At 66.4% G+C, this 15,543-nt stretch carries 15 protein-coding genes and 1 pseudogene; 10 read left to right on the top strand and 6 right to left on the bottom strand.

Annotated features, from left to right (window positions below; translation table 11 throughout):
- Positions 1 to 56 precede the first annotated feature (56 nt).
- A complete protein-coding gene (locus ACK6AU_RS15405; RefSeq protein ID WP_185701766.1) occupies positions 57 to 1,928 on the bottom strand; it encodes a sigma-54-dependent Fis family transcriptional regulator in 1,872 nt (623 codons plus the stop codon).
- A gap of 342 nt (positions 1,929 to 2,270) precedes the next feature.
- On the opposite strand from ACK6AU_RS15405, the gene ACK6AU_RS15400 reads away from it, so the two are divergent.
- The 6 genes from ACK6AU_RS15400 to ACK6AU_RS15375 all read left to right on the top strand — a co-directional run bounded on the left by ACK6AU_RS15400 (position 2,271) and on the right by ACK6AU_RS15375 (position 8,659).
- Entirely contained in the window at positions 2,271 to 3,347 is a 1,077-nt protein-coding gene (locus tag ACK6AU_RS15400) for an ATP-NAD kinase family protein (protein WP_409299859.1), read from the top strand.
- Positions 3,348 to 3,349: 2 nt separating this feature from the next.
- A complete protein-coding gene (locus ACK6AU_RS15395) occupies positions 3,350 to 4,327 on the top strand; it encodes a thiamine pyrophosphate-dependent dehydrogenase E1 component subunit alpha (protein WP_185701768.1) in 978 nt (325 codons plus the stop codon).
- Between the two features lie 176 nt (positions 4,328 to 4,503).
- Positions 4,504 to 5,520 (top strand): alpha-ketoacid dehydrogenase subunit beta, encoded by a 1,017-nt coding sequence (locus ACK6AU_RS15390; RefSeq protein WP_185701769.1) that lies wholly within the window; start codon positions 4,504 to 4,506, stop codon positions 5,518 to 5,520.
- Complete coding sequence (locus ACK6AU_RS15385; RefSeq protein ID WP_409299856.1) at positions 5,517 to 6,629, top strand: acetoin dehydrogenase dihydrolipoyllysine-residue acetyltransferase subunit; 1,113 nt, start codon at positions 5,517 to 5,519, stop codon at positions 6,627 to 6,629. Before ACK6AU_RS15390 ends, ACK6AU_RS15385 begins: the two co-directional genes overlap by 4 nt.
- Positions 6,630 to 6,717: 88 nt before the next feature.
- The gene (locus tag ACK6AU_RS15380) at positions 6,718 to 7,782 is read left to right on the top strand and encodes a 2,3-butanediol dehydrogenase (protein ID WP_409299897.1); all 1,065 of its coding nucleotides are present in this window, start codon (positions 6,718 to 6,720) and stop codon (positions 7,780 to 7,782) included.
- A 151-nt stretch (positions 7,783 to 7,933) separates the two neighbouring features.
- Positions 7,934 to 8,659: a hypothetical protein gene (locus tag ACK6AU_RS15375; protein WP_409299895.1), complete on the top strand. Its 726-nt coding sequence runs from the start codon at positions 7,934 to 7,936 to the stop codon at positions 8,657 to 8,659.
- 57 nt (positions 8,660 to 8,716) lie between these two features.
- Here ACK6AU_RS15375 and ACK6AU_RS15370 read toward each other — a convergent pair whose 3' ends face one another.
- Together ACK6AU_RS15370 and ACK6AU_RS15365 are read right to left on the bottom strand one after the other, a co-directional pair.
- Positions 8,717 to 9,145 (bottom strand): type II toxin-antitoxin system HicB family antitoxin, encoded by a 429-nt coding sequence (locus tag ACK6AU_RS15370; protein ID WP_185701772.1) that lies wholly within the window; start codon positions 9,143 to 9,145, stop codon positions 8,717 to 8,719.
- 197 nt (positions 9,146 to 9,342) lie between these two features.
- Positions 9,343 to 10,008: a TetR family transcriptional regulator gene (locus tag ACK6AU_RS15365; protein WP_409299854.1), complete on the bottom strand. Its 666-nt coding sequence runs from the start codon at positions 10,006 to 10,008 to the stop codon at positions 9,343 to 9,345.
- 102 nt (positions 10,009 to 10,110) lie between these two features.
- Between ACK6AU_RS15365 and ACK6AU_RS15360 the strand changes: the two genes are divergently transcribed.
- The 3 genes and pseudogenes from ACK6AU_RS15360 (at position 10,111) to ACK6AU_RS15350 (ending at position 13,101) form a co-directional block, all read left to right on the top strand.
- Positions 10,111 to 10,767: an O-methyltransferase gene (locus tag ACK6AU_RS15360; protein ID WP_185701774.1), complete on the top strand. Its 657-nt coding sequence runs from the start codon at positions 10,111 to 10,113 to the stop codon at positions 10,765 to 10,767.
- A gap of 708 nt (positions 10,768 to 11,475) precedes the next feature.
- Positions 11,476 to 12,246 (top strand): annotated as a pseudogene (locus ACK6AU_RS15355) (MCP four helix bundle domain-containing protein); the annotation flags it as partial.
- Positions 12,238 to 13,101 carry a methyl-accepting chemotaxis protein gene (locus tag ACK6AU_RS15350; RefSeq protein ID WP_409299893.1) on the top strand — a complete coding sequence of 288 codons (864 nt, stop codon included), beginning with the start codon at positions 12,238 to 12,240 and terminating at the stop codon, positions 13,099 to 13,101. The pseudogene ACK6AU_RS15355 and the gene ACK6AU_RS15350, both read left to right, overlap by 9 nt.
- Before the next feature lie 546 nt (positions 13,102 to 13,647).
- Here the strand turns inward: ACK6AU_RS15350 and ACK6AU_RS15345 are convergent.
- The 3 genes from ACK6AU_RS15345 to ACK6AU_RS15335 are packed head-to-tail and all read right to left on the bottom strand — an operon-like array spanning position 13,648 to position 15,171.
- The gene (locus ACK6AU_RS15345; protein ID WP_409299852.1) at positions 13,648 to 14,079 is read right to left on the bottom strand and encodes a carboxymuconolactone decarboxylase family protein; all 432 of its coding nucleotides are present in this window, start codon (positions 14,077 to 14,079) and stop codon (positions 13,648 to 13,650) included.
- Positions 14,080 to 14,107: 28 nt separating this feature from the next.
- Positions 14,108 to 14,728, bottom strand: coding sequence for an FMN-dependent NADH-azoreductase (locus ACK6AU_RS15340; protein ID WP_409299850.1), 621 nt, complete (start codon positions 14,726 to 14,728; stop codon positions 14,108 to 14,110).
- On the bottom strand, positions 14,725 to 15,171 hold the full coding sequence (locus ACK6AU_RS15335; protein ID WP_409299848.1) for a GNAT family N-acetyltransferase: 447 nt from the start codon (positions 15,169 to 15,171) through the stop codon (positions 14,725 to 14,727). Before ACK6AU_RS15335 ends, ACK6AU_RS15340 begins: the two co-directional genes overlap by 4 nt.
- Before the next feature lie 87 nt (positions 15,172 to 15,258).
- Between ACK6AU_RS15335 and ACK6AU_RS15330 the strand changes: the two genes are divergently transcribed.
- The coding region (locus tag ACK6AU_RS15330) for a GntR family transcriptional regulator (RefSeq protein ID WP_409299846.1) at positions 15,259 to 15,543 on the top strand (285 nt) is incomplete at its 3' end.

Here is a 15,543-nt window from a genome sequence, read left to right as displayed (position 1 = left end):
TGAAAGCGCCGTGCTAGAGCGCTTGCCGCCATGTGCCCAATACTCCGGGCCGATACTCAGGAGCAACTGCGCCCAGGCATCTGGATGCCATGCTGCCGGACCCGGCGGTACAAGGTCGCGCGGGAGATGCCCAGGGCCTGGGCGGCGGCCACGGGCTTCCAGCGATGACGCACCAGGGCATCCAGCAGCGCCTGGCGTTCCGGGCTGCTCGCCGGGTCCGGGGCCTGGGTAGCGATTGCCTGGGTACTGGCGCGGTGCAACTGCTCCGGCAGGTCCTGCAGTTGGATCACCGGCCCTTCGCACACCGCACAGGCATAACGCAGCACATGGCGCAGCTGGCGCACGTTGCCCGGCCAGCGATAGCCCAGCAGGCACTCCAGGGCCGCGTCGCCCAGTTGCAGGGGCGTGCCGCAACGCTGGGACTCTTCCTCGACGATCTTGGTGATCAGCGCCAGGCGGTCGCTGCGCTCGCGCAACGGCGGTAGCTGGAAGCGCGCGCCGCCCAGGCGGAAATACAGGTCCTCGCGAAAGCTGCCGTCGGCCACCAGCGTCTCCAGGTCGCGGTGGGTGGCGCAGATCACCTGGATGTCCACCGCCTGGCGCCGCGCGGCGCCCAGCGGCGCCACTTCGCCCTCGGCCAGCACCCGCAGCAGGCGGGTCTGCAAGGCCAGGGGCATGTCGCCGATCTCGTCCAGGAACAGGGTGCCGCCGTCAGCTTGTTGCAGCAGGCCCTGCATGCCCTTGCTGGAGGCTCCGGTGAAGGCCCCGGCGACATAACCGAACAGTTCGCTTTCGATCAGGTTTTCCGGAATCGCCGCGCAGTTCACCGCCACGAACGGCCGCTCGCGGCGCTGGCTGGCCTGGTGCAACTGGCGGGCGAAGACTTCCTTGCCGCTGCCGGTTTCGCCCTGGACCAGTACCGGCAAGTGACGATCCTTGACCCGCACCGCCAGGCGCAGGCTCTGCTCCACCCTGGGGTCCAGCGCCTGCCCGGCCCGTTGCAGCCGTGGCCGGCTGGCCGGCCTGCGCGGCGCTTGCAGGCGACCGTGCAGCTCGCCATCCAGGGGCCACAGCGCCTGGTCCCTGGCGCGCTGCAGCAGCTGGGTGTCGAACACCTGGGCGATGTGCCGGGGCACCTGGCCGTGGCGGCGCAGCAAGTAGGCCCGGGCGGCGGGGTTCAGCGCTTGCAGGCAACCGTCGTCGTCCCAGGCCAGCAGGAAGTCCGGCTGGCTGTCGACATAACCCGGGCTGGCGTGGGCCCGCAGGACCCAGTAGCCCTGGGCGCTGCTCATGAAGAACGCCTGCTCGATCGCCCGCGCGCTCTGTACCACCAGCTGGCGGATCAGGTGCTGGGAACGGCGATCGTCCGGCGAGCGCACCGCCGAGACGTCCAGCACCCCCAGCAACCCGCCCTGGGGGTCGAAGACCGGGGCGGCGGAGCAGGTCAGGCCGATGAAGGCGGCGCGAAAGTGATCGCGCTTGTGCACCGTCACCGCCGCGCCGCTGGTGAGCACCGCGGCCACGCCGCAGGTGCCTTCCTCGCCCTCCGACCAGCAGGTGCCCAGGTACAGGCCGGCCTTGCGGCAATCGTTGCGGATGGCGGACTCGACCCGGTAGTCGATGGTGCGGCCCTGGGCGTCGGTGAGCAGCACGCAGTAGTCGGCATCGCGCACCTGGCCATGCAGGCGCGCCACTTCTTCGCTGGCGATGCGCAGGAACAGCTCCGAGCGCTCGCGGCACTGCTTGAGCAGGTCTTCGGAGAGGATGCGCGGCCCCTGCAGCGAGGCGGGGTCCAGATGGTGCTGCTCCATGGAGCGACGCCAGGAATCGAGGATCAGGTTCGGCACCGGCGCCTGGGGCAGGTGCGCGGCGTTCTTCAAGACCCGGCTGACGCAGTCGACGTGGGCGCGGGAATGAGCGGAAAGCATGACAGGCCTCCGGTTGCAGCTTCTTGGCGTTGTGGACGCATTAAGCGCCGAACCGCGCCCGCGGACAAGCACCGGCTGGCCCGGCGGCGGGGTTGAGACGCAACGTCTCAAGGTCTCGCCGCTGCCCCGTGCAACCTGATATGCAACGTCTCATGCACGGGCTTTCCCGGCACCCGGGCGACAGCACGGCAACCGCTCTGCGACAGGCGTTTTCACAGGTCTTTCGACAATTGGCACCGGCCTTGCTCTGGCTCTTGGCAACCAGCGCCGACTGGCCCATCGAAGAATAAGAACGAGGTGCCCGATGCTTTCTCCTGCCTGTGCTCCGCCCGCGGTGAGCCCATGAGCCGCCGCCCCCTGACCGTCGGCATCATCGCCAACCCCGCCTCGGGCCGCGATGTGCGCCGCCTGACCGCCAATGCCGGGCTGTTCTCCAGTACCGACAAGGTCTGGGTGATCCAGCGCCTGCTGGCGGCCTTCGGCGCCACGGGTATCGAGCGGGTGCTGATGCCCACCGACATGACCGGCATGGTCGCCGCGGTGCAGAAGAACAGCCGCAGCCGCCAGGCCCGCGAGCAGCACTGGCCGGAGCTGGAGTTCCTCGACCTGACCCTGCGCCAGAGCGTCGAGGACACCCGCCAGGCGGCGCGCTGGATGGCCGGGCGCGAGGTGGCGCTGATCGCCGTGCTCGGTGGCGACGGCACCCACAAGGCGGTGGCGGCCGAGGTCGGCGATATCCCGCTGCTGACCCTGTCCACCGGCACCAACAACGCCTTTCCGGAACTGCGCGAAGCCACCAGCGCCGGCCTGGCCGGCGGGCTCTACGCCAGCGGCCGGGTGAGTGGCGAGATCGCCCTGCGGCGCAACAAGCGGCTGCTGGTGCGCGAGCCTTCCCGGGGGCTTTGCGAAGTGGCCCTGGTGGACGTGGCGGTGTCGCCCCTGGCCTTCATCGGGGCCCGGGCCATCAGCCGCGCCAGCGACCTGGCCGAGGTCTTCGTGACCTTCGCCGAGCCGCAGTCCATCGGTATTTCCGCGCTCTGCGGGCTGTGGCTGCCGGTGACCCGGCAACAGCCCCACGGCGCCTGGATGCGCCTGGCACCAGGTTCGCCCGAGGCGCTGCTGGTGCCCCTGGCCCCGGGGCTGTTGCAAGGTTGCGGGGTGCTGGAGGCCGGCTACCTGCCACCCGGTGAGCCCCAGCCCCTGTGCCTGGGCGCCGGCACCCTGGCCCTGGATGGCGAGCGCGAGATCGAGTTCAACCCCGGCGACCGGCCCACGGTCACCCTGGATGCCGGCGGCCCGCTGAGCATCGACGTCAACGCGGTCCTGGAACACGCGGCGCGCCAGCGCCTGCTGGCCATCGACCGCAGCCACCGGCAACACCCCATGAACCTTCAGCCTGAAGACACCCCTGGAGAATAAAAATGTCGACACCCCTGAACGCTGACCAACTGCTGCACGCCTATCGGGTGATGCGCACCATCCGCGCTTTCGAAGAGCGCCTGCACGTGGAGTTCGCCACGGGCGAGATCCCTGGTTTCGTCCACCTCTACGCCGGCGAGGAGGCCTCGGCCGCCGGGGTCATGGCCCACCTGCGCGATGACGATTGCATCGCCTCCAACCACCGTGGCCACGGCCATTGCATCGCCAAGGGCGTGGACGTCTACGGGATGATGGCCGAGATCTACGGCAAGAAGACCGGGGTCTGCCAGGGCAAGGGCGGCTCCATGCACATCGCCGATTTCGAGAAAGGCATGCTCGGCGCCAACGGCATCGTCGGTGCCGGGGCGCCGCTGGTGGTGGGCGCGGCCCTGGCGGCCCGGCTGCAAGGCAGCGACGGCGTGTCGGTGGTGTTCTTCGGCGACGGCGGCTCCAACGAGGGCGCGGTGTTCGAAGCCATGAACATGGCCTCGGTGTGGAACCTGCCGTGCCTGTTCATCGCCGAGAACAACGGCTATGCCGAGGCCACCGCTTCGAACTGGTCGGTGGCTTGCGACCACATCGCCGACCGTGCCGCGGGTTTCGGCATGCCCGGGGTGACGGTGGACGGCTTCGATTTCTTCGCCGTGCATGAAGCCGCCGGCGCCGCCGTGGAGCGCGCCCGGGCCGGGGAGGGGCCGTCGCTGATCGAGGTCAAGCTGACTCGTTACTACGGCCACTTCGAGGGCGATGCCCAGACCTACCGCGCCCCGGACGAGGTCAAGCATTACCGCGAGCACAACGATTGCCTGATGCAGTTTCGCCAGCGCACCACCCGCTCGGGCCTGGTGCAGGCCAGCCAGCTGGACGGCATCGATGTCGAGGTGCAAGCGCTGATCGAGGACGCGGTGCGCAAGGCCAAGAGCGATCCCAAGCCGAGCCCGGCGGACCTGCTTAGCGACGTGTACGTCGCCTACCCCTAAGAACCTGCCCACGATCTGCTGCGCTTAGCTCATGCGGCGTTAAAAATGGCTTCGAAATGGCTCATTTAGGGCCCTGAATTGCGCTTTCTCAGCCATTTTTGCCTTGCCTGAGCGTCGCTCGCTAGATCGTGAACAGGTTCTAAAACCCTCTCCAAGAACAACAAGAGACCACCATCATGGCGAGAAAGATCAGTTACCAGCAGGCCATCAACGAAGCCCTGGCCCAGGAAATGCGCCGCGACCCCAGCGTGTTCATCATGGGCGAAGACGTGGCGGGCGGTGCCGGCGCACCCGGCGACAACGACGCCTGGGGCGGCGTGCTCGGGGTGACCAAGGGCCTCTACCATCAATTCCCCGGGCGGGTGCTGGATACCCCATTGTCGGAAATCGGCTACGTCGGCGCCGCCGTGGGCGCGGCCACCCGGGGCGTGCGTCCGGTGTGCGAGTTGATGTTCGTCGACTTCGCCGGCTGCTGCCTGGACCAGATCCTCAACCAGGCGGCCAAGTTCCGCTACATGTTCGGCGGCAAGGCCCAGACCCCGCTGGTGATCCGCACCATGGTCGGCGCCGGCCTGCGCGCCGCGGCCCAGCATTCGCAGATGCTCACCTCGCTATGGACCCATATCCCCGGGTTGAAGGTGGTCTGCCCCTCGTCGCCCTACGACGCCAAGGGCTTGCTGATCCAGGCCATCCGCGACAACGACCCGGTGATCTTCTGCGAGCACAAGCTGCTCTACAGCCTGCAAGGCGAGGTGCCGGAGGAGTCCTACGCGATTCCCTTCGGCGAGGCCAACTTCCTGCGCGACGGCAAGGACGTGACCCTGGTGTCCTACGGGCGCACGGTGAACACCGCGCTGGACGCGGCCCGCAACCTGGCCGGGCGGGGCATCGATTGCGAGGTCATCGACCTGCGCACCACCAGCCCGCTGGATGAGGACAGCATCCTGGAAAGCGTGGAGAAGACCGGACGCCTGGTGGTCATCGACGAAGCCAACCCACGTTGCTCCATGGCCACCGACATCTCGGCGCTGGTGGCGCAAAAAGCCTTCGCCTCTCTCAAGGCGCCGATCGAGATGGTCACCGCGCCCCATACCCCGGTGCCGTTCTCCGACGCCCTGGAAGACCTGTACATCCCCGACGCGGCGAAGATCGAAAACGCCGTGCTCACTGTGATCGAGTGGAGCCGCCGATGAGCCAGATCCATACCCTGACCATGCCCAAGTGGGGCCTGTCGATGACCGAGGGCCGGGTCGATGCCTGGCTCAAGGAAGAAGGCCAGCGCATCAGCAAGGGCGACGAAGTGCTGGATGTGGAGACCGACAAGATCTCCAGCAGTGTCGAGGCGCCGTTTTCCGGCGTGCTGCGCCGGCAGGTGGCGCGCCAGGACCAGACCCTGGCGGTGGGCGCGCTGCTGGGCATCGTGGTGGAGGGCGAGGCCAGCGACGCCGAGATCGACGCGGTGATCGAGCGCTTCCAGGCCAGCTTCGTGCCCGGCGACAGCGCCGCCGAAGAGAGCGGCCCGGCGCCGCAGAAGGCCGAAGTCGGCGGCCGGCTGATTCGTTACTTCGAGCGCGGTGAAGGCGGCACGCCGCTGGTGCTGGTGCACGGTTTCGGCGGCGACCTCAACAACTGGCTGTTCAACCACGAAGCCCTGGCCGCCGGGCGCCGGGTGATCGCCCTGGACCTGCCGGGCCACGGCGAGTCGGCCAAGGCCTTGCAGCGTGGCGACCTGGACGAGCTGAGCGAAGTGCTGCTGGCGCTGCTGGATCACCTGGACGTTGCCCAGGCGCACCTGGTGGGGCATTCCATGGGCGGCGCGGTGGCCTTGAACGCCGCGCGCCTGGCGCCGCAGCGGGTGCGTTCCCTGAGCCTGATCGGCAGCGCCGGGCTGGGGGCCGACATCAACGGCGATTACCTGCGCGGTTTTATCGAGGCCGGCAATCGCAACGCCCTCAAGCCGCAGCTGGTGCAGCTGTTCTCCAACGCGGAACTGGTGAATCGGCAGATGCTCGACGACATGCTCAAGTTCAAGCGCCTGGAAGGCGTGGACACGGCCCTCGGGCAGCTTGCGGGCACGCTGTTTGCCGACGGTCGCCAGCAGGCCGACCTGCGCCCCGTGGTGCAGGACGGTGGGCGGCCGGTGCTGGTGATCTGGGGCAGCGACGACCGGATCATTCCGGTGAGCCACAGCGCCGGCCTCAAGGCGCAGATCGAGGTGCTGCCGGGACAGGGGCACATGGTGCAGATGGAAAGCGCGGAGCAGGTCAACCGCCTGATCCTCGACTTCATCCAGCAGCACTGAGGTTCGCTGCGCCGGCCAGGGGGCCGTCGCAGCTCTACGACAATCAGGAGAAGCCACGATGAGCGTTTCCCTCAAGCCTGTTGCCAGCATGCGCGCCGCGGTCTGGCACGGCCGCCACGACATCCGCGTCGAAGACGTGCCCCTGCCCGAGGCGCCGCCTGCCGGCTGGGTGCAGATCCGCGTCGACTGGTGCGGCATCTGCGGTTCCGACCTGCACGAATACGTGGCAGGCCCGGTGTTCATGCCGGTGGACGCGCCGCACCCGCTGACCGGGATCAAGGGCCAGTGCATCCTCGGCCACGAGTTCTGCGGCCAGATCGTCGCCCTGGGCGAAGGGGTCCAGGGCTTCAGTGTTGGCCAGGCCGTGGCGGCGGACGCCTGCCAGCACTGCGGCACCTGTTATTACTGCACCCATGGGCTGTACAACATCTGCGAGAACCTGGCCTTCACCGGGCTGATGAACAACGGCGCCTTCGCCGAACTGGTCAACGTGCCGGCCAACCTGCTGTACGCCTTGCCGGCCAACTTTCCCGCCGAGGCCGGGGCGCTGATCGAGCCGCTGGCGGTGGGCATGCATGCGGTGAAAAAGGCCGGCAGCCTGCTGGGGCAGAACGTGGTGGTGGTCGGCGCCGGGACCATCGGCCTGTGCACCATCATGTGCGCCAAGGCTGCCGGAGCGGCCCAGGTGATCGCCCTGGAAATGTCCGGGGCGCGCAAGGCCAAGGCCCTGGAGGTGGGCGCCAGCCTGGTGCTCGATCCCAAGGCGTGCGATGCCCTGGCCGAGGTCAAGCGCCTGACCGGTGGCCTGGGGGCCGATGTCAGCTTCGAGTGCATCGGCAACAAGCACACCGCCAAGCTGGCCATCGACCTGGTGCGCAAGGCCGGCAAGTGCGTGCTGGTGGGGATCTTCGAAGAGCCCAGCGAGTTCAACTTCTTCGAACTGGTGGCCACCGAGAAGCAGGTGCTCGGAGCCCTGGCCTACAACGGCGAGTTCGCCGACGTGATCGCCTTCATCGCCGATGGCCGCCTGGATATCACGCCGCTGGTGACCGGGCGCATCCAGCTGGAGGACATCGTCGGCCAGGGCTTCGAGGAACTGGTCAACAACAAGGAGCACAACGTCAAGATCATCGTTTCACCGAGTCGGCTCTAGCGCTCGATCGCGGGCGATTTGGCGATGGCCGGCCACGGCCATCGCACTTTTTTACCGTTTTGCGTTCTATGGGCAGGCCTGGCTGCGCCGATCCCCGCTGCAGCCCGTGAATGTCGACCCGGTGCCGATGGCCTACGCTCCCTCTTCTTGCATGATGCAAACCCCGTTTCCCACCTGGTTATTGGCAGGCCTGCTGATGCTCGGCGCCACTGGCTGCACCCAGCAGCAGGGGCGTGATATCGCCAACCAGTTTCGCAATGGCAAGGCCGACGAGTTCTTCCAGACCAGCGTCGATCGCATGGCCACCATCGGCATGCGCGACAACCTGCAGAGCCTGTACCTGCTGATGGGCAAGCTCTACCTGCGCAACCCCAGCCAGTGGCGCAAGTCCGGGTATGCCGATGGCACCGCGGCGCAGCGGGCGATCCGCAATGCCATCGAACAGCGCCAGCCGTTGCCGGCCCTGGGCGATCGCCGGGACCTGGCGGCCTTGAGCTATTCCCTGAGCCCGGAGTTCCAGGGCGATCGGGTCGGTGCCTTCATCTACGCCATCGGCAGCATGCTGGTGACCGCCCACGGTGGGCGCACCGAGTTCTACATGACCGACACCCTGGACCCGCAATTCATCAGCAACGCCGCGCGCAATATCGAGAAAGCCACCTGGATGCTGGGCCAGCGCCAGGATGCCAGCGGGGTATTGCTGCTGTTCTCCAACGAGATCTCGGAGGAGGGCAGCAACCTGAGTTTCGCCGTGGAGTTCGGCAAGATCGTCGCGCGCCTGGACCTGCTGACGCAGATCCTCGACGAGCGTTACCGGCGGGTGGGGCTCAACTATGCGCAAAGCCTGTTGCTGATGAATTTCCTGCCGGTGCAGTAGCACCGTGGCTATCGATTTGGCGGCCCGTGCCGGGCCGTGCGCAGCCTGCGGCAGCGGCTACACGGCGTTTTTTACCACCGTTAGCTCGATCCGCCATCCCAGCACGCGCAACGCCTGCTCCACCTTCTCGATCTTCGATCGGTGCAGCAGGTTCACCAGCCGGTCCACCTGGGGTCGGTTCACCCCCAGGCGCCTGGCCAGCTCCGCCTTGCTCACCCGCTGCCTGAGCATGGCATTCCACAGCGCCACCTTGGCCACGCTCAGCGCCGGCAGGCGCACCAGCTTTTGCCCCGCAGGGCAGGGCGAGGGCAGCGGAATGGCCATCCGCTGCAGCACATACAACGACAGCGCCATCTCCAGGGCGACCACCGCATCGGCCATGGCTTGCTCCGGCGTCTCGCCGACACAGGCCATGCCGGGTACGTCGATGCAACTGATCCGCGGCTGGCCGTTTTCCAGGTTCATGATCACAGGGTATGCGTACATGGCTGCTTATCCTTCTATAGGGCCGGACTTCATTCCTTAAAGAAGCAATTGCAAGGGCAGGCTTAGCCGCCAGATCGCACTATAAAAATGATGCAAAGGTCGGCACAACGAAGCTTGGCCGGGCAATGTTTGAATGTTTATGTCCAAGGCTCTAGGTCGAGGGCCCGAGGCGGTGGCAGGCAAGCAGCCTGAAAACCTCAGCTGTGGACAAGAGTGCGCGCGGACGCCGGCCGGGGTTGGGCGAGCGCCAGGACGTAGGCGCTGAACATGTCCGCCAGGCCGTCGGCACGTTCGGTCATGGCGTTCTTCGTGTGGGGCTTGCTGGAGAAATCCTTGCCCACCGAACTGAGGGTGCAGAGGATCAGCTCGCAGGCCGCGGCGCGGGTCGCCTCGCTGGCATCGGGCAGCAGCTGGAGCATGAAGCCGGTGAAAATCTGCCGTCCCGCCGCACGGGCGGCGCCCGCTTCGGGGGCGTCGCGATACAGCGGCGCGGCCTCGTTCAAGGCACTGCGCAACGGCGCCTCCTCGCACTCCGAGCGGATGAAGGCATGCACCAGGCTGCGCAGGCGCGCCAGGGGCGGTTGTGCCGGGTCGTCGAGGATCCGGCTCAGCATCTGCCGGGTTTGCAGCCACTCATCGCTTTGCAGGCGGAACAGGATCGCCGCCTTGTTGGGAAAATACTGGTACAGCGAACCAATGCTCACCCCGGCCTTTTCCGCGACCCGCGCGGTGGTGAAGCGCTTGGCGCCCTGTTGGGTCAAAACCTGAATGGCGGCCTGCAGAATCGCTGCTACCAGCTCGGTGGAGCGCGCCTGTTGCGGCTGTTTGCGTGAGGAAATACGGGGGTTCTGGCGCTTGTTCATGGACAGTTCGGACGTGCCTGGAAATGCGAATAGCGGATGGGCCGAATCGCTCCCATCATGGTCGTGACTCAACATCTTAGCCCCATCCGATGGAAGACCAGCATGACGACCCTCACCAGCGAGCCCTTGGCGGGCTTGATCGAACGCCTCTACACCCTGGCCGATGCCGCCACCAGCCCGGCCCTCGATGACGTGCCCCGGGAAGAACGCGAACGGCTGATGCACAGCAAGACCGACTACCTGAAGCTCTACGGGCTGCTCAAGGACCTGTGGCTGCCGGTCTCGCGGGATACCGGCAAGTTGCTGTACCTGCTGGCGCGCAATGCCAAGGCCAGGCACATCGTCGAATTCGGCACCTCGTTCGGCCTGTCCACCCTGCACCTGGCGGCTGCCCTGCGCGACAACGGCGGCGGCCTATTGATCGGCAGCGAATTCGAAGCCTCGAAGGTCGCCATGGCCCGCGAGCACATGCTCGAGGCCGGCGTCGGCGACCTGGTGCAGATTCGCCAGGGCGACGCGCTGGTGACCTTGGCCCGCGACCTTCCGGACAGCGTCGACCTGCTCCTGCTCGATGGCGCCAAGGCGCTGTATGGCGAGGTCCTGGGCCTGGTGGAACCGCACCTGAAGCCTGGCGCGCTGGTGCTGGCGGACAACACCGACTACTGCCCCGAGTACCTGGCCCATGTCCGGGCGCCAGAGAACGGCTACCTGTCCGTGCCGTTCGCCGATGATATCGAGTTGAGCATGCGCCTGGGCTGAGGCGCCGGGGGCGCTGTGATGGTTCAGCGCCCGGTTTTTTCCTGCGCGGCATCGGCCAGGGGGCTCGAGCGGCCCTTGATGTCGTGCTCCCAAAACGGTCGATGCGCTGGATCTCATGCCCCGGCAAGGCCACGTTGGCCCTTTCGGTTTTGCCCGGGTAGGGCGTGAGGTCGAGATCCAGCCTGTCCCAGCCCAACCTGTCCATGCTTTTCACCTGACTTGATGCGGTCCTGTGTGCCTGTCCGTTGCTGCGGGTGTGGCCACTGGCGGTTCCGTTCTGGCAGCGGCTCACGTTTGAGAATCCGGAATACCGGCCCAGACAAAAGTAAGCAAAACGCTCTGCCCCCTCACTCGGTGCCTCGCATAGCGAGGCATGCCCTCTCTCCGGTTGGTCCGTGGGCGGCCGCTCCCGGCTCAATACCTGCGTTCGGCCATCGTGTTTAAAGGGGCGAGTGGATCAAGATCAAAAGCCAAAGCCGGCGGAGCGGCTGCTGCCGTGCCTGGAACGCTCCAGGCCTCAACCCACGAAAATTTCACACCAGCAAAATGGTTTTGTGACAAGGCTGGAACTATCGTGATGACAAAGTGCAATCGCCTGTAGCCATCGCTGTTTGGCCCAACCTGGCATCGGTGCCCTGTCCCGATCCCTGGCGCCGACAGCGTGCAACCACGAACCGCCAGCCTTCTATCTATAAAGAGAGATCACCAATGAACGTCAGGACAATGAACCTCGCTCCCAGGTTTGCCGTGTTTTTCTCGCTCATTATCCTGGTGGTCTTTGCCCTGGGAGTGGTCGCGGTGTTGCAGATGGGCAAGCTGCGCGAGTCCGAGCAGGATGTGGAAAACAACTGGATGGCGAGCATCCGGGAAATCGGCAAGATGAAGGCCGGCACCTTGCGCCTGCGCCTGGAAAGCCTGCGCATTACCGTGACCACCGACGAGCAGCAGCGCCAGACCCGCATCGCTGCGTTGAGTGGTTATCGCAGTACCCTGCAGGACACCCTGAGCCAGTACGAGCCGCTGATCACCGGCCCGGCGGAGCGGGAGTTGTACCAGGCGGTGGCTGGGGATGCGCAGGCCTACTTCAAGCTGCTGGACGAGCTGGAGCCGCTGTTGCGCAGCGGCGACAACGCGGCGGCCATCACCCTGATCAACACCCGCATCAGCCCCATGACCAATTCCCTGCAGGACAAGATGGACAAGCTCTCGGACTTCAATGAGGAGGGGGCCAAGGGCGCCGGGGTACGGGCGACCTCGATCTACAGCGGCGGCGTCAGCCTGGTGGTCGGCTTGCTGGCGGTCACCGTGCTGCTGACCGTCGCCCTGGCGGCGGTGCTGACCCGCAGCATCACCGCGCCGATTGGTGATGCCCTGGCGGTGGCCGAACGCATCGCCGGCAGCGACCTGTCCCGGGACATCGGCGTAAGCGGCGGCGACGAAGCCGGCCGGCTGTTGGCCGCACTGGCGAAGATGCAGGCCAACCTGCGGGAGACCATCGCCCATATCGCCGACTCCTCGACGCAGCTGGCTTCGGCCTCGGAAGAAATGACCGCGGTGACCGAAGACGCCAGCCGTGGGCTGGTGCGGCAGAACGACGAAGTCAGCCTGGCCGCCACCGCCGTGACGCAGATGAGCGCTGCGGTGGATGAAGTGGCGCGCAACGCCGAGGCCGCCGCGCAGTCTTCCCGCGAGTCGCTGGAGTTCACCCGCTCCGGCATCGAGAACGTGGCCCAGACCCTCAAGGCCATCGAAGGCCTGGCCGGCAACGTCGCCAGCACCGGCGAGCAGGTCAAGGCCTTGTCCAGCAGGGCCCAGGACATCAGCAAGGTGGTGGAGGTGATTCGCGCCATCGCCGAGCAGACCAACCTGCTGGCCCTCAACGCCGCCATCGAAGCGGCGCGGGCCGGCGAGCAGGGCCGTGGCTTTGCGGTGGTGGCCGACGAGGTGCGGGCGCTGGCCCACCGGACCCAGCAGTCGACCCAGGAGATCGAGCAGATGATCAGCGCGATCCAGGCCGACTCGACCCAGGCGGTGAGCGCCATGAGCGTCAGCGCCGAGATGGCCAACAACTCGATCTCGGTGGCGCAGAACGCCGACCAGTCGCTCAAGCAGATTGCCCAGGCCATTACCCAGATCAACGAACGCAACCTGTTGATTGCCACCGCCTCGGAAGAGCAGGCGCAAGTGGCCCGCGAGGCCGACCAGAACCTGACCAGCATCCGTGAGCTGTCGGTCCAGAGTTCGGCGGGGGCCAGTCAGACGGCCAGTGCCTGTGGGGAGATGGCCAACCTGGCGACGGAGTTGAATCGACTGGTTGCGCGGTTCAAGGTCTAGGCAGCGCTGCTGCCTATGGAGAGCCGCCCCATTAGCCTGTAGCCGCTGTCGAGCGCAGCGAGGCTGCGCACGAGGATGCAGTCCTCGCCAAACCTGGCGATGCTCTTCACCTGACTTCACGCGGTTCTGTGTGCCTATCCGTTGCTGCGGGTGCGGCCACTGGCGGTTCCGCTCTTACTGCGGGTCACTTTGGAAAAGCCGGAATGCCGGCCCAGCCCAAAGTAACCAAAGGGCTTCTGCCCTCTCACTCGGTGCCTCGCCCAGGCTCGGCATGCCCTTTCTCCGGTATTGCTCCGTGGGCCGCCGCAATGGGCCATCCATGGCCCAGCGCGGCTAACCCGGCGTCCTGCCGGGTTGCCCACGGCTCAATACCTGCGTTCGGCCATCGTGTCTAAAGGGGCGGGTGGATCAAGATCACAAGCCAAAGCCAGGTGACGCTGTTGTCGTCACGGTCGAAGGTTGTGCTCGGCTCGGCTGGAGTCGCCAGGGCGTCTGCCGTGTTGTTCAGCCTAATCCTCGCGATCTGGCCCATGGGGGATCTCGCCCTTAGAGCTTCATCCCCACCGCCAGCCGGTTGAAGGCGTTCATCAAGGACACGGCCAGCGTCAGGTCGGAGATCTCGACGTCGCTCAGGTGTGCTTTCAGTGGTTCGTACAGTTCGTCCGGCGCGCCTTTGTCGTGGACGTAGGTGAGGCTTTCGGCCCAGGCCAGGGCGGCGCGTTCGCGGTCGTCGAACAGTTCGCTGACACGCCAGCCGGCGAGGCAGTCCAGCTTGTCTTGCGTCACTCCATTCTCGCGCAGGGTCTGCGAGTGCTTGCCCAGGCAGAACGAGCAGCCGTTGATCTGCGAGACGCGCAAGTACACCAGTTCCAGCAAGGGCAAGCCCATCGGGCTGGCGGCGAGCGCGGTGTTGGTGGCGAGCAGGCCTTGATAGGCGGCAGGCGACAGGGAGGCAAAGGGCAGTCTGAGTTGGCTCATGCTGAAACTCCGATGGAGAAAAAAGTGATCAAGCACCCACGAGAGGGTTGAACAGGGGCTTGGAGAACAATGCAGTGCGGGCTTCTTCGATGGTCTGCCGCACGGCGTCGTCTCCGAGCACCAAGCCCTGGAGGTAGGTGAACCGCAGGTCGAACAGGCCGAGGGTGTTGAGCACATGGCGCAGGTACGGCGTCAGGAAGTCCGGTTGGCGTGCCCGCTCGCCCTGGTGAACGCCGCCGGAGCTCACCAGCACCTGCACCGGGCGGTCCTCGAGCAGGCCGACCTTGCCCTCCGGGCCGGAGCTGAAGGTGCGGTGAATGCGCAGGACATAATCGACCCAGAGCTTGAGCGCGGCCGGCAGGGTGAAGTTGTGCATGGGCGTGGCAATGACCAGGGCATCGCTGCGCTGCAACTCGCCGATCAACCGTTCGGACACCTCGAACAGCGGCGCGTCGAAGGGCGTGGGGCTGGTCAGGGCGTGGGCGTAGTCCGGGCCCAGGGGTGGCAGCGGCTGCGCCGCCAGGTCGCGTTCGACGAGTTCGAGGTGCGGATAGCGGTGGCCCAGGGCGCTCGCCAGTTCCAGGGCCAGCTGGTGCCCGTGGGAAACCTGGCCGTGGGGGCTGGCGTTGATCAGCAGCAGGTTGTTCATGCCGGCTCCTCACCGCGCAGGCGCTGGGTGAAGTGCATGCCGCGGGCCAGCAAGCCCTGGCGAAAATAGAAGCGCTGGGCCAGGGGCATGTGCAGGCCGGTATCCAGCACCACGTGCTCGCATTGACGTTGCACGGCTTCATCCCGCACGGCGCTCAGCAGCCGGGCGCCCACGCCGCTGCGCTGAAGCTGTGGGCACACCACCAGGTCATCGACGTAGATGAAGTGCCCGTAGAGCAGGTTTTCCAGCGTGCGGTAACCCGCCAGGCCGACGATGTGCTCTGCCTCCCACGCGGCGAGCAAGCGGTAGCCCTGCTCGGTTTGTCGGGCCACTTGGGCGACATAGGCTGCCGGGCTGCTGAGCTGCGGGCGCAAGACCCGCATCAAGTCGAAACTGGCCGCCAGGGCCGCCTCGCTATCGAGGTGTTGAAGGGTGTAGGACATGTCCGTCATCCGCTGAAAAGAGATGACCCACCTTAGAAGGGCGATGGCTTAAGCTATAGAGCCAAAAAGTGCATAAATGACTAGGCCATGATGCTTGCATTCGAACTGGACCGCAGCCAGACGGCGCCAATCTATCGCCAGCTTTATCAACGGTTTCGCGAGTCCATCGCCGATGGCCGCCTGCGTCCGGGAGACCGCGTACCGGCGGTGCGCGCCCTGGCGGCGGAACTGAACCTGGCGCGTGGCACCGTGGAAGCGGCCCACCCACTGCTGATGGGCGAGGGGTACCTGGCGGCTCGCGGGGCCGCCGGGACCCTTGTGACCCCGCCGTTGGCGCCGGTTTGTGTGCCCTCGCGGCACGTCCCGGTGGGC

This window comes from Pseudomonas sp. KCJK8993, assembly GCF_046230915.1.
GTDB classification, from domain to species: Bacteria; Pseudomonadota; Gammaproteobacteria; order Pseudomonadales; family Pseudomonadaceae; genus Aquipseudomonas; species Aquipseudomonas piscis.
Note: the sequence above shows the minus strand (reverse complement) of the source record. Positions and strands in the feature narration are given on the sequence as shown.